9 protein-coding genes are annotated in these 14,056 nt (G+C 50.7%); 4 read left to right on the top strand and 5 right to left on the bottom strand.

Annotated elements, in window-relative coordinates:
• Positions 1-4: 4 nt before the first annotated feature.
• From M5E81_RS04680 to M5E81_RS04670, 3 genes are all read right to left on the bottom strand, one after another.
• Positions 5-205: a 4Fe-4S dicluster domain-containing protein gene (locus tag M5E81_RS04680; RefSeq protein WP_210684594.1), complete on the bottom strand. Its 201-nt coding sequence runs from the start codon at positions 203-205 to the stop codon at positions 5-7.
• A gap of 8 nt (positions 206-213) precedes the next feature.
• Positions 214-1,008, bottom strand: a complete 795-nt coding sequence (locus M5E81_RS04675) for an electron transfer flavoprotein subunit beta/FixA family protein (RefSeq protein ID WP_009146322.1) — start codon at positions 1,006-1,008, stop codon at positions 214-216.
• Between the two features lie 134 nt (positions 1,009-1,142).
• Positions 1,143-4,550 carry a DNA polymerase III subunit alpha gene (locus tag M5E81_RS04670; protein ID WP_249747992.1) on the bottom strand — a complete coding sequence of 1,136 codons (3,408 nt, stop codon included), beginning with the start codon at positions 4,548-4,550 and terminating at the stop codon, positions 1,143-1,145.
• 194 nt (positions 4,551-4,744) lie between these two features.
• On the opposite strand from M5E81_RS04670, the gene M5E81_RS11305 reads away from it, so the two are divergent.
• Positions 4,745-4,873 carry a hypothetical protein gene (locus tag M5E81_RS11305; protein WP_268257878.1) on the top strand — a complete coding sequence of 43 codons (129 nt, stop codon included), beginning with the start codon at positions 4,745-4,747 and terminating at the stop codon, positions 4,871-4,873.
• A gap of 170 nt (positions 4,874-5,043) precedes the next feature.
• Here M5E81_RS11305 and M5E81_RS04665 read toward each other — a convergent pair whose 3' ends face one another.
• A complete protein-coding gene (locus tag M5E81_RS04665) occupies positions 5,044-6,423 on the bottom strand; it encodes a sodium:solute symporter family protein (protein ID WP_249747991.1) in 1,380 nt (459 codons plus the stop codon).
• Between the two features lie 283 nt (positions 6,424-6,706).
• Between M5E81_RS04665 and M5E81_RS04660 the strand changes: the two genes are divergently transcribed.
• The 3 genes from M5E81_RS04660 to M5E81_RS04650 all read left to right on the top strand — a co-directional run bounded on the left by M5E81_RS04660 (position 6,707) and on the right by M5E81_RS04650 (position 10,767).
• Positions 6,707-8,557: an NAD(P)-binding protein gene (locus M5E81_RS04660; RefSeq protein ID WP_040565416.1), complete on the top strand. Its 1,851-nt coding sequence runs from the start codon at positions 6,707-6,709 to the stop codon at positions 8,555-8,557.
• The gene (locus M5E81_RS04655; RefSeq protein ID WP_249747990.1) at positions 8,551-10,275 is read left to right on the top strand and encodes a [FeFe] hydrogenase, group A; all 1,725 of its coding nucleotides are present in this window, start codon (positions 8,551-8,553) and stop codon (positions 10,273-10,275) included. Before M5E81_RS04660 ends, M5E81_RS04655 begins: the two co-directional genes overlap by 7 nt.
• Before the next feature lie 276 nt (positions 10,276-10,551).
• Positions 10,552-10,767, top strand: coding sequence for a hypothetical protein (locus M5E81_RS04650; protein WP_249747989.1), 216 nt, complete (start codon positions 10,552-10,554; stop codon positions 10,765-10,767).
• Positions 10,768-10,898: 131 nt separating this feature from the next.
• Here the strand turns inward: M5E81_RS04650 and M5E81_RS04645 are convergent, their stop codons facing one another.
• Complete coding sequence (locus tag M5E81_RS04645) at positions 10,899-13,994, bottom strand: YadA-like family protein (RefSeq protein ID WP_249747988.1); 3,096 nt, start codon at positions 13,992-13,994, stop codon at positions 10,899-10,901.
• Positions 13,995-14,056 lie beyond the last annotated feature (62 nt).

Here is a 14,056-nt window from a genome sequence, read left to right as displayed (position 1 = left end):
ACTCCTATTCGTTATCTTCAGTATCGTCAGTTTCGGCAATAGCTATAGCCTCCATGGGACATTCGCGGATGCAGGCACCGCAGCAGACACACTGCTGCATATCAATCTGCGCCTTGCCCTCACGCAGCGTTGCAGCGCCCATCGGGCATACCGCCACACATTCCTCACAGCCACAGCAAAGCTGCCTGTTTACTTTTATCAGCATGGTTCACCTTAGCGGGTAATAACCTCTGCCTTAACCAGCTTTTCAAACAGCATATCTACTGCTGCATCAGCATCTGCTTCGGTAATGATTTCGCCATTGATTTCAGGCGGGGTCGGGGTGAAGGCTTTTTTAACCTTAGTCGGAGAGCCCTTCAGGCCTACGGTTGCAGGATCAATATCCAGGTCAGCAACGGTAAGAGTAGGAATCTGAGCCTTACGTGCTTTCATTTTGCCTTTAATGCTGGCAAAACGCGGCTCTTTTTCGGATTTGGTTACGGTAACCAGCAGTGGTGCGGCGCAAGCCAGAGTCAGCTGATAGTTTTCATTTTCGCGGACAACAACAAATTTACCGTCTTCATAGCTCAGGCTCAGAGCGCCGGTAATCTGAGGAATTCCCAGATGCTCTGCCATTTCCGGGCCAACCTGTGCGGTGTCGCCGTCTACTGCCTGCTTACCGCAGAGCACGAGGTCGAACTCGCCCAGATGTTTTACAGCAGCAGCCAGAGCCAGGCTGGTTGCCAGAGTATCGCTGCCGCCCAGAACACGGTCGCTCAGCAGAACGCCGTCATCAGCGCCCATAGCGATTGCTTCCTTCAGAATATCGGTTGCCTGGGGCAGGCCCATGGTCAGTACAGTTACCTTAGCGCCTTCCTTATCCTTCAGGCACAGTGCTACCTCCAATGCCTGACGGTCATAGGGGTTCATAATATTTTCTACACCCGTACGGTCTAAGGTATTGGTTTCGCGGTTAAATTTTACTTTTGCCGTATCCGGCACTTGTTTTAAACAAACGAGAATATTCATTTGCTGCCTCCTTAAGCTTATTACAGGAGCTGCTGCTCCGGCTTTTTTACATTCTTCTCTTTATTTTAGCATTTTTGTACTTAAACTTGCAAGTATATCATGAAAGTTTATGAAAAACAGCTCAAATAATTACATCAATCTTTCTTTACCACACAGTTTTCACCAAGTATTTTGACCACATCCTCGGCAAAGCCCGGTGCTTCGCTGTTCACCCAGAAGTTAGGCGTTGTCTTGATAAGCTTACGCGAGCCCATCAGCTGCAGGTATACGCAGTCATCACCCTTGTATTTTTGAAACAGCTGCATCAGCTCACGCTGCACCAGCGGATTTTCCAGATGCGCTTCGATGCGCAGGCGGATTTCCGTAGGCGGCTTGGACGGCAGAGCGCGCACGCTGTTGGCAATAATCTTGCTTTCACGCTCATCCACGCTGAAGCGTCCTTCAATCGCCACAATACTGTCCTCATAGATATCCTTGACATTTGTATGATAAGCCTGCGGGAAAACGATAACCGGGAAGCGTCCGCTGAAATCCTCCAGCGTCAGAACGGCCATCGTATCACCGCGCTTGGTATTTTTAATTGTGCAGTCCGTAATAATACCGGCCACGCGCACGAACTGTCCGTCCTGTACCTGCGTTTCACCGCCGAACTGGTGCAGCGGCATGAAGCGCTGCAGCATCTGCTTGTAATCGCTCAGCGGATGATCGGTAACGTAAAAGCCGATAATTTCCTTTTCGTTCTGCAGAATAAGCTGCTTGGGGATTTCCGGCAGCGGCGGCAGCTTGATTTCCGTCACGCCGAAGCTATCGTCACCGAACAGCCCCAGCTGGCCGTTAGCCTTGTCCCTCTGGCAGGCGGCACCCAAATCAACCGCCTGCTCTATAATAGACAGCATCTGCGAGCGTCTGGCGCCGAAGGAATCCATTGCGCCGCATTTAATCATATTTTCGATAACACGCTTGTTGACCACGCGCATATTCACACGGCAGCAGAAATCCGTCAGACTCTTGAACGGACCGCCCTCGTTACGGGCGCTGATAATGGCATCTACTGCGGCATCACCAGTATTTTTGATGCCCGCCAGGCCGAAGCGGATAGACGAATTTTTATGTACCGTAAAGTTGTGACCGCTTTCGTTGACATCCGGCGGCAGGATTTTGACATTATCATTACGACAGACGTTGATATACCAGCTCACCTTATCCGCATCACCGATAATGCTGTTGAGGAAGGCCGCATAGAATTGCGGACGCCAGTGCGCCTTCAGATAAGCGGTTTCATAGGCTACCAGCGCATAGGCTACGGAGTGTGATTTGTTGAAGCCGTAACCGGCGAAGTGCTGCAAGAGCGAGAAAATCTGGTCGCTGAGCTCTTCGGGGATATCATGCAGCTTTTTGGCACCGTCAATAAATGACTGGCGCATAGAATCCAGCTCCTTGGCCTTCTTCTTGCCCATCGCACGGCGCAGAATATCTGCCTGACCGAGCGTAAAGCCTGCCAGTGCGGAGGTTATCTGCATAACCTGCTCCTGATACAGAATAACGCCGTAGGTATCCTTCAAAATAGGCTCCATCAGCGGATGTAATACCTTCGCCGTGCGCTGTCCGTGACGGCCGGCGATAAAGTCCTCTGCCATACCGGTGCCCAAAGGACCCGGACGGTACAGAGCCACCAACGGAATCAGGTCCTCAAAGCTTTCGGGAGCCAAATCCATAACCAGCTTGGTGATGCCAGCCGACTCCAGCTGGAAAACGCAGGCCGTTTCACCTCGGCGCAGCATTGCGCAGGTCGCCTCATCTGCCAACGGTATATTATCAATATCAACCTCTTCACCCGTAGTTTCGCGGATAAAGCGAATGCAGTCACCAATAACTGTCAGCGTGCGCAGGCCTAAAAAGTCCATCTTCAGCAGACCCAGCTCTTCTACCTTATTTTTATCGTACTGGGTGATGACGCCACCCTCACTGCCCTGCTGCAGCGGTACGTAATTTTTCATATTATGCGGCGCGATAATAACACCGGCGGCATGCGTGCCTGCGTTACGCGGCAGGCCCTCCACGCTTTGCGCAAGGTCAATCAGCTTTTTGACCTCCGGGCGCGAGTCATATGCCTGACGGAAGTCCTTGCTGCCGTTCAGCGCCTTCTCCAACGTAATGCCCAGCTCACGCGGAATCAGCTTGGCGATTTCGTCTACCTCGCCGTAGCTCATGCCCAACGCCTTGCCGACGTCGCGCACTGCCGCGCGCGCCTGCAGTGTGCCGAAGGTAATAATCTGCGCCACACGCTCCTGTCCGTAACGGCGCACTACATAATCCAGCACCTGATTACGCTTCACATAGCAGAAGTCGGTATCAATATCAGGCATGCTGACGCGTTCAGGATTTAAAAAGCGTTCGAACAGCAGATGGTAACGCAAGGGCTCGATATTCGTTATGCGCAGCAGATAGGCCACGATACTGCCTGCGGCACTGCCGCGTCCCGGACCGACCGGAATATCATGGCTACGGCAATAATTGATAAAATCCCAGACAATGAGGAAATAGCAAGCATAGCCCATAGTGTTGATGATGTCCAGCTCAAAATCCAGACGCTTGCGGACCTTCTCATCCACAACCTCGTAGCGCTTAGGCAAGGCCTCCTCGCACAGGTGACGCAGATAGCTCACGGCATCAAAGCCCTCCGGCACCGGGAACTCCGGCAGCAGCAGATGGCCGAACACCATCTTCACGTTGCAGCGGTCAGCAATTTTATTGGTATTGCTCAAAGCCTCCGGACAATCGCCGAACAGCGCCTCCATCTCATCATAGCTTTTCAGATAATAGCTGTCGTTGTTAAAGCGCATACGGTCCGGCTCATCAACCGTGCTGGTCGTCTGAATGCACAGCAGAATATCCTGCGCTGCGGCATCCTTTTGCTGCACATAATGCAAATCATTTGTCGCTACCAGGCCAAGACCGAACTCCTGCGCCAGCTGCTTCAGCTCCGCGCTGACCTTGTGCTCCTCATCAAGATCATGGTCCTGAATTTCCAAAAAGTAATTTTCCTTGCCAAAAATATCGATATATTCCTGAATGCAGCGACGTGCTCCCTCCAGGTTGTCCTGCAAAATCATCTGCGGCACCTCGCCGGCAACGCAGGCACTGAGACAGATAACGCCCTCGTGATACGTTCGCAGCACGTCCTTGTCTACGCGCGGTTTATAATAAAAGCCCTCCAGCTGACCAATGCTAACGATTTTCATCAGGTTATGGTAGCCTGTATCGTTCTCCGCCAGCAGAATCAAATGGTACATGCCGCGGTTATTTTTTTCCAGATGCGAGCCTTTGGACAGGTAAACCTCGCAGCCGATAATCGGCTTGATGCCTGCCTTGGTACACTCCTGATAAAATTCCACTGCGCCGTACATTGCGCCGTGGTCGGTAATCGCCAGACTGTCCATGCCCAGCTCCTTAGCGTAGGCCACCAGCTCGTGGATTTTCGAAGCGCCGTCCAGCAAGCTGTATTCCGTATGTACATGTAAATGAGTAAAGCGTTTTGTCATCTCTTGCTCCTTAAATTAAAAGACCGCTGCCGCGCAAATCTGCGGCAAATGTATGTAAAACTATTCTAGCATTACAGATAAAATTCCTGCCTAAAACTGAAAAAACATACAACCGTGAATTCACAATTCGTTCGTTGTATGTTCTCTTTATCTATGTTACAATATATTCAGACTTTGGACAATCGTGCTTACGGGTGGCATTGCCATCATTCTCCAACAGAATGGAGATGATGCCTATGAAGAACTACGACTTTAAGGACCTGATGGCCTTTGGCGTATTCATTCTGGCGTTGCTGACATTTATTTTTCAGTTCAGTAAATAACCCAGACATAGGAAAACCGCCCTTAATCTTTGCCTAGTGACAGGGCGGTTCTTCCGCAATAAAAGCTTTGGCAACCCACCGACGTGGGCGGTTGTCCTTTGTCTATAATATAGCATATTACGCTGCTTTTTGCAAGCAAACCGCTTGCTGTAAAAGCAGCTTTTTCGCTTCTATTCCCCTTTTTTACCCCACGCCAGACCGATAAGTAAAAAGAACAGATTATACACGAGCGCCGGCAACAGACTGTTGATTTCCCACGGGCTGATATGCTTCCAGAAAAGCGCCGCAAAAATGCCTGCACCCATAGCAGCCACGCCCATTGAAGCGCGCACCCTGCCCGGGAAGAAAATGCAGAACGTCAGCGGCAGAAAGATACCACTGCCCCGCAGCGCCATGGAGAGATAATTCCACTCCAGCACCGACGAATCAAGGTGCATAAAGACAAACACCATCGCAGTGACAGAAACGGCCAGCACGCTCAGGCGGCTTGCCCACAGTTGGGCTGCAGCCGTAGCCTTAAGCCATATTTTGCTGACGATATCACGCGAAATCATCGTACCTACGCCCAGCGCCAGGCCTGCGATTGAGCCCAGGGCCGAAAGCAGCACGGCGCCCAGGCCGATACCTCCGAGCCATTGCGGCAGATAGGTAACGAGATACAGCGGCAGTGCGTCAATAGAATTTATCTCCGGATGGTGCAGATGCATGAACATACCGATCATTACTGACGGCAATCCCACGGGAATTACTATCAGTGCGGCAGCACAGCAGCCAACAGCTGCAGTTTTGGTATCGCGCGCCGAAAACAGCGCCTGCACATAGGTCTGCGTAGAAATAACGCCCACTATCATCGAACCGAGGCTGACAAGACCGTCCTCCACGCCGCGTCCGAAAAGGCTGAACCAGGGATATGCCGCAAAGCTCTGCGTCAAGCCCTGCCAATGTCCCATATCGGCGTAGGCCATCACGCCGCCGACGAAAATGCTGGCGAAAATCAGCACAATCTTAAAAATCCCGGCCATTCCGCTGCTGCTGAGGCCACCGAAAAACACCAGCAGCAAAGTAACAGCGATAACAATGGCAGCTGCAGCCAAAAGCGGTACGCCGAACAAGCCTGCAATGAGATGCAACGCCGTCAGCGTGCTCGCTACGATGCTGAAAAAAATACCGGCGCAGGCGCTGAAGGTCGCCAGCCACCCCGCAGGCTTGCCATAATCCGTAACGAGATACTCCGCTATGGTGGTCAGTGAGCTGCGGCGCAAGGGCACAGCATAAAACGCCGCCATCAGCAAAAGCGCAATGCCGCTGCCGAGCGTAAACCACCAAGCCGTCAGCCCCAGCTTAAAGCCAAGCTGCGCCGTACCAACGGTAGCAGCGCCACCGACAATCGTGCCGATAATCGTGCCCGCGACAAGGCCTGCGCCCGAGCTGCGGCCTCCTACGTTATAATCATCGGCAGACTTCACCCTTCTGGCTGCCAAAAGCCCCGGCAGCAGCGTCACCAGAAGCGTTACAGCCAGGCTTATATAATGTGTAGCAGTAAGCTGCATATCCAACCCTCCAATATTTTAAGCTGCCGGATGCAAACGTTCTGCCGACAGCATTAATTCTAAAAAGCTCAGTATTAGTATAACACAAAAAATACGGCAAAAAAAGCATAGCCTCCGCAAGAATGCTTTGCTGCGGCAGCAGACGAAAAAAGCGCTTGCGAGCTTGTTTTGCTCAGATTGTTACATAAAAACTATCTTCTTTATTATTGCGAAATTCAGCTTTTTTCTGTATAATATAGTTTATACCTTTATATATTTAGTGTATGCTTTTTGGAGGAAAATTATGAGCCGTTTAAGAATCGAAACACCCGACCAGGCACAGCTTACGGTCGAGCGCTTGTACAAGGACCTGGAACGACACATCATCGCCAGCCCCCCGGGACTGTGCCCTGTTGACCTGCAGCTGTCGTTCCTCAAAGTCTGCCACGCACAAACCTGTGGCAAATGCGTACCCTGCCGTGTAGGCCTCGCGCAGCTGCAGAATCTTATGGAAGACGTGCTCGCCGGCAAGGCTGACATGCACACTCTGGATTTAATCGAAAGCACTGCGCAAAATGTTGCCAACAGCGCTGACTGCGCCATCGGCTTCGAAGCAGCCAAAATGGTTTTGGCCGGTCTGGAAGGCTTCCGTGAAGATTACATTAACCACATAAAGAAGGGCAAATGCTCTGTCAACGTCCATCATTCTATCCCCTGCGTTGCTTTGTGCCCGGCACAGGTTGATATCCCCGGTTACATTGCACTGGTTGGCGCAAGCCGTTATGCCGACGCTGTCAAGCTCATCCGCAAGGATAACCCCTTCCCGACTGCCTGCGGTCTTATCTGCGAGCATCCCTGTGAAGCACGCTGCCGCCGCAGCATGATTGATGCTCCTATCAATATCCGCGGTCTGAAGCGTATGGCTGTCGATAACGCGCCCAGCAACACTGTTCCGCTGCCCGAAAAGCAGCCTGCTACCAACAAACGTATCGCTATCATCGGCGGTGGCCCCAGCGGTATGTCCGCAGCCTACTATCTGGAGCTGATGGGCCATCATGCTGTTGTGTTCGAAGAAAAGAGCAAGCTCGGCGGCATGCTGCGCTACGGCATTCCTGCTTACCGCTTCCCGCGTGAACGCCTGCAGGAGGACCTAGACGCTATTTTGTCCACCGGCGTAGAAGTACATCTCAACACCAGAATCGGTAACGAGGAGGGCGATATCCCCTTCGAAAAGCTGCGTGAGGAGTTTGACGCGGTTTATATTGCCATCGGTGCTCACACCGACAAAAAAATCGGTATTGAAGGCGAGGATTCCCACGGTGTTATCAGTGCGGTAGAAATGCTGCGCAACATCGGTGAGGAAAAAATGCCTGACTTTAAGGATAAAACCGTTGTTGTTATCGGCGGCGGCAACGTTGCTATGGACTGCACCCGCAGCTCCATCCGTCTCGGTGCCAAAAAGGTTATCATCGCCTACCGCCGTCGTCAGGATGACATGACAGCGCTGCCCGAAGAAATCGAAGGTGCTATTGCCGAGGGCGCTGAGCTGTACGGCTTAAAGGCTCCGCATCACATTGAAGCAGATGCCGAAGGTAATGTGGCCGCTCTCTGGGCTGAACCGCAAATCATCGGTCCTATCGATGCCTGGGGACGTGCACGTCCGATTCACGCTGACGTAGAGTTGGAGCGCATTCCCTGCGACGTTATCGTTGTTGCTATCGGTCAGGGCATTGAGCTGCGTCCGTTCGAGGAAGCCGGCATCAAAATCAAACGCGGTACTATTTCCGCACTCTCAAGCAGTGAGCTTGCCAACAATGAAGGCGTCTTCGCCGGCGGCGACTGCGTAACCGGTCCTGCAACCGTAATCCGTGCTATTGCTGCCGGTAAGGTTGCTGCCGCTAATATTGATGAATATCTGGGCTATAATCACACCATTTCCTGTGATGTAGTTATTCCCGACCCGTCTATTGACGATAAACGTCCCTGCGGCCGTATCCAAATGCACGAAACCGAAGCAGGCGAACGTAAACATACCTTTGAGCCGATTGAATGCGGCATGACCAAGCAGGAAGCCTGCCAGGAAGCAGGACGCTGCCTGCGCTGCGACAAATTCGGCTTCAGCACACTGAAAGGAGGCAGAACCTTAAAATGGTAAACCTGACAATCGACGGACAAAAAGTTTCCGTTCCCCAGGGGACAACAATCATGCAGGCTGCTGCCACTGTCGGCATCGAAATCCCCCGCCTGTGTTATCTTAAAGGCATCAACGAAATCAGTGCCTGCAAGGTCTGCGTAGTTGAAATTCAGGGACAGAACCGTGTAGTTACCGCCTGTACCACTCCGGTACAGGAAGGTCTGGTAGTTTATACCAACTCCCCTAAGGCCCGCAGCATCCGCCGCACCAACGTGGAGCTGATTTTATCCCAGCATGACTGCATGTGCGCAACCTGCGTGCGCAGCGGCAACTGCAGCCTGCAGACTTTGGCCAATGATCTTGGTATTTACGATATTCCCTATGAGCGCGATGTTGTCGACACTCCCTGGAACCAGGAGTTCCCGCTCATCCGCGATTCCAAAAAATGCATCAAATGCATGCGCTGCGTCCAGATTTGTGACAAGGTGCAAAAGCTGCATATCTGGGATGTGCAGAACACCGGTGCCCGTACTACCGTAGACGTTGCCGGCAATGTTTCCATTGAGGACAGTGACTGCAGCCTCTGCGGTCAGTGTATCACCCACTGCCCCGTTGGCGCGCTGAAGGAGCGTAACGATGTTCCCAAAATTTATGACGTATTGGCCGATCCCAATAAGGTAACAGTAGTACAGGTTGCACCTGCAGTACGCACCGCCTGGGCCGAAGCCTTTAACCTGCCGCCCGAGCTGGCAACCGAAGGCCGCATGGTAGCAACACTGAAGAAAATCGGCTTCGATTATGTCTTCGATACCTGCTACGCTGCCGACGTTACCATAATGGAGGAAGCAAGCGAGCTTTTAGAGCATCTGCAAAAGCCGCAGGACCACAGCTGGCCTATGTTCACCTCCTGCTGCCCCGGCTGGGTAAGCTATGTAAACAAAACTCATCCGTACTTCGTGCCTAACCTTTCTACCACCAAATCTCCGCAACAGATTTTCGGTGCGCTGGCAAAATCCTATTTTGCACAGAAGAAGGGCCTGAAGCCGAAGGAAATCTGCTCTATTTCCATCATGCCCTGCGTTTCCAAAAAACGCGAGGCCGCTCTCTTCTCTATGCGCAGCAGCGGCACCCATGATGTAGATATTGTACTCACCACGCGCGAGTTTATCCGCCTGCTGCGTGCCGAGCACATCAACCCGGCAATGCTGGACGAACAGCCCTTTGATAATCCGCTGGGCCAGAGCACCGGCGCCGGAGTTATCTTCGGTGCCAGCGGCGGCGTAATGGAAGCAGCATTGCGTACTGCCTACCATGTAATCGAAGGCAAGGAAGCTCCCGAAGATGCCTTCACCGACGTCCGCGGCACAGAAGGCCGCAAGGTACGTGAATTCACCCTCGGAGGCGCAACTCTGCGTACCTGCACGGTAAGCGGTCTGGGTAATGCAGGCAAGCTGCTTGACGAGCTGAAAGCAGGCAAGGTTCATTATGACTTTGTGGAAGTTATGGCCTGCCCCGGCGGCTGCGTTGGCGGCGGCGGCCAGCCGATTCATGACGGCGAAGAGCGTGCCGACGTACTTGGCAATAAGCTCTATACCATCGACAGCAACCGTCCTCTGCACCAGTCCCACAACAATCCGGATGTACAGGAGCTTTATAAGGACTTCCTGGAAAAACCGCTGAGTGAAAAAGCAGAGCAGCTGCTGCACTCCGACCATGTAAAAGAGCATAATTATATGTAATAGGAAACGGGAAGAAGAAAACGACTCGCAAACTGCAATGTCTTCATTAGAGAGGCAAGATGCATTACCAATAGGGCAAGAGAAGGCTCCCCTAGGGGGAGCTGTCACCCGATAGGGTGACTGAGAGGGGAAAGCCGGCAACGTTGCTTTAGAGAAATCCCCTCTCCGTCATCGCTTTGCGATGCCACCTCTCCCCAAGGAGAGGCTCTCTCGAAAACCAGGCGTAAGGATATATTAATTGCACAGCCAATTCTTCCAAAATCTATGAGGTCAATCATGTACACACAACCCTATACCTACACACAGCAAATCCCCCTCTCCCTGGACGATGGCCACGGCGACTACAACCGCAGCTACGAACGCAGCTACGATGACTTCGATTACGCCGACTACTCCACCGACCACAGAGATAACAACTTCCGTAACTACGAGAAGAAGCGCCGCAAAACCAATAAGGAAATTATTGAGGACATGCTCAAGCGCTGGGATTAAGCAAAAAACTGTGTAAAACAAAAGTAAGAGGAGAACACCTTTTATCCTGTAAAGGACTGGGTGTTCTCCTCTTTTAATTATAGAAAAGGGAGTGTTTATTTAAGGTTTAGATTATGCAGCTGTCTGCATTTTCATTTCAGCTTGCTGCCGTAGTGGTCACGATTGTCGCCGCCGTATACGCGTACACGTTCAATCTTTCCTCTGTCGCCATCCGCACCGGAGATGCGGGCAACATGGATGCGGCCCATTTCAGGTTCAAATTCGCGAACCAGCTTGTGATCCAGCTTCACGCCTTTTTCAAGCGCTCTGTACAGCATTGCTGCGAATTCGTAGCGGCTCATCATGCGGTTGCCGTTGAACATGCCGTCAGGATAACCCTCAACGATGCCTGCTGCCGCCAGACGGCCGATGTATTCGTAAGCCCAGTGGTTTTCGGGAACATCCGGGAAGAGCTTCATTCTGTCCATCTCAATCGTGCCGCCCATGCCTGCGGTCAGCTGACCTACAAGCGCGGTGAGGTTAGCTACATTAGCTCTCAGGTCCACGATTTCCTTAGCCATCGCCGTACGGGAATTGCTTACGCGTGCGGTACGGTCCAGGGAGAAGGAGATACCTGCGTTCACCATATTCTCGCCATTGCCGAAGGTTCCGCCTACGCTCAGCATAACCTTTTCATCCGGACGGTAGAACGCACCTACCGCAGCAGCGTTTCTGCCCTTGTAGTTGCCGTAGCCTGCTGCAAAGGTCAGTTTGTCATCGGGATCGAAATCCATCGGGTGCAGCGCTGCGAGAGCGGCAGCACCGGCGCCAACCTTGTCAACGCGGCTGCCGAGATTGTCAACACGATGATCAAGCTCGCTGAAATGCTCTCTGAATTCAGCATGCTCTTTATCGTTTTGTGCCTTGCTTGCGATATCGTCAATCGTCAGTCTGCGTACTTCTTCATTGGTGTAGCCGTCTTTTACTACCAGAGTAGCGGTTCCGGCTGCCTTGTCTCTCTCAATTTCAGTCAGCTGTGCATCCTTCAGCTGGCCATCCAGCTTAACATCTTCGCCGTTTCTTACTTTAAGAGTGATTTTGCCGTCTGCACCGATGCTGCCGCCGTTAACGAACTTATCCTTCGCTTCAATGGTCTGAATCAGCTTGCCTTCATCAAATGCTACAGTATAGTTATGATTGCCGTCAGCATCCATTGCGTCGGTTACTCCAATATAACCCTTGCCATCATCTGCTACGGTAGTAACGGTGTTGGTGTCGTTTTCTTTGATGGTGTTAATGAGCTTAGCTTCATCAAACCCTACGGTGTATTTGTAGTTACCGTCTGCATCAACATCTTCAGCAACATTTACATAACCATTGCCATCGTCCTGCGCGGTAGTAATAGTGTTAGTATCATACTGCTTAACAAAATCGCCCAGCTGGTCGCTATTAATGCCAAGCTCATATGCATGGTTGCCGTCTTCACCTTTATCTTCAATCGTCAGGATATTGGTATTTACAGCAACGGTAGTAACGGTATTAGTATCTTGGGTGTTTTCCTGAATGAAGCCCTTCAAAGCATCTTCATCAATACCAATTACATAATTCTTATCATCCAAACCGCTACCGCCTACGCTGTCATTTACAGTAATGATAGCATGACCGGATTCTGCAGTAGTAATAGTATTGGTATCATTTTCCTGAATGGTTTGAATGAGTTTATCTTCGTTAATTCCTACGGTATAATTGTAATTACCGTTATCATCAACCATTTCGGTAACATTTACATAACCGTCGCCGTCAGCCTGTGCGGTAGTAACGGTGTTAGTATCATTTGCCTGAATAGTTTCAACGAGCTTATCTTCATTAATTCCTACGGTATAATTGTAATTACCGTTATCATCAACCATTTCGGCAACATTCACATAACCTTTGCCGTCTGCCTTTGCGGTAGTAACGGTGTTAGTATCATATTGCTGTACAAAATCACCTAACTGATCGCCGTTGATATCAACCTTATACGCATGGTTTCCATCGGTGCCTTCATCGGTGATTTTCAGCATATTGGTTTGAGATTCTACGGTAGTAACAGTATCGGTATCCTGTGCTGTTTCCTTGATGTAGCCATTCAGAGCGTCCTCATTGATACCGATTTGATAATGCTTACCGTCTTCCTGACCTTCCATGCTATTATTTACAGTAATGATATCGTGAACAGATTCAGCAGTTGTAATGGTATCCTTATCATTGGCCTTAATGGTATTGATGAGCTTATCTTCGTTAATACCCACGGTATAATTGTAATTACCGTTATCATCAACCATTTCAGCAACATTTACATAACCTTTGCCGTCTGCCTTTGCAGTAGTAACAGTGTTAGTATCATACTGCTTTACAAAGTCACCCAGCTGGTCGCCGTTGATATCAACCTTATACGCATGATTGCCATTGGTGCCTTCATCGGTGATTTTCAGCATATTTGTTTTTGCTTCTACGGTAGTAACAGTATCGGTCCCGGCAATGTCTTCCAGCTGATTGGTTACCCAGCTGCGGGAAGCAATGCCATCTACGCTGTCGGTGTAAACTCCGCCGGCATTATCAGTAATATTGGAAGTCAGCGTGCCGTCTGCAAAGGTCAATTTATTGGCTGTAATCTTGGTATCGGTATCAACAATGGCTGCAGCAAGTACCTCATCATTAGATCTTACCAACTCATAGGTATTGACTGTCTTGCCCTGACCGGGAGTTGCTCTAACCGCTTTAATAACTGTATCCTTCAGGCCTGCCTGGCCTGCTTCACCGTAAATGGTCTTTGCCATGGTAATATCATTTGTATAGAGAGATTTGATAATTCTGTCAAATTCGCCTACGGTAATATTGCTCATAGACTCTTTGCACTGCATTTCGGAATTATCACCTGTATGTACAGGTCTGTAACCATTGCCTTGCGGATTCCATTGATCGTTATAGGTATGATAAATAAAAGGTGTGAACAATTCAATCTGCTCGCCGGAGCCGATCTGTACCTGCGCATGTCCCAAGTCAGTCCAGAAATATTTTCTGTTCCATCCGTCAGTACCATAGGCAGCATCATAAATCTGTCCTGCAGCGTCTTTGGAAACAGTCTTGTCAACAGGAGACGGGGTAGGCGTGTCAGCCCAAACAGTAGTATAACCCATCATGCCCATTGCCATAATTGTTGCCAGCACACACTTTGCTAAAACAGTCTGTTTTCTAGTCTTTTTCATTTTCAGACCCCCTTTTCGTAATGCGCCCGGCCTGCGCCGGACTAATCCTCGTTATAAATTTT

It is taken from the genome of Phascolarctobacterium succinatutens (genome assembly GCF_023497905.1).
GTDB classification, from domain to species: Bacteria; Bacillota; Negativicutes; order Acidaminococcales; family Acidaminococcaceae; genus Phascolarctobacterium_A; species Phascolarctobacterium_A succinatutens.
The sequence above is the reverse complement of the archived record's forward strand: the minus strand, read 5'-3'. Positions and strand labels throughout refer to the sequence as shown.

Coding starts and splice junctions, on each gene's coding strand:
- M5E81_RS04680 (WP_210684594.1), bottom strand. CDS start 205: ATGCTGATAAAAGTAAACAGGCAGCTTTGCTGTGGCTGTGAGGAATGT.
- M5E81_RS04675 (WP_009146322.1), bottom strand. CDS start 1,008: ATGAATATTCTCGTTTGTTTAAAACAAGTGCCGGATACGGCAAAAGTA.
- M5E81_RS04670 (WP_249747992.1), bottom strand. CDS start 4,550: ATGACAAAACGCTTTACTCATTTACATGTACATACGGAATACAGCTTG.
- M5E81_RS04665 (WP_249747991.1), bottom strand. CDS start 6,423: ATGCAGCTTACTGCTACACATTATATAAGCCTGGCTGTAACGCTTCTG.
- M5E81_RS04660 (WP_040565416.1), top strand. CDS start 6,707: ATGAGCCGTTTAAGAATCGAAACACCCGACCAGGCACAGCTTACGGTC.
- M5E81_RS04655 (WP_249747990.1), top strand. CDS start 8,551: ATGGTAAACCTGACAATCGACGGACAAAAAGTTTCCGTTCCCCAGGGG.
- M5E81_RS04650 (WP_249747989.1), top strand. CDS start 10,552: ATGTACACACAACCCTATACCTACACACAGCAAATCCCCCTCTCCCTG.
- M5E81_RS04645 (WP_249747988.1), bottom strand. CDS start 13,994: ATGAAAAAGACTAGAAAACAGACTGTTTTAGCAAAGTGTGTGCTGGCA.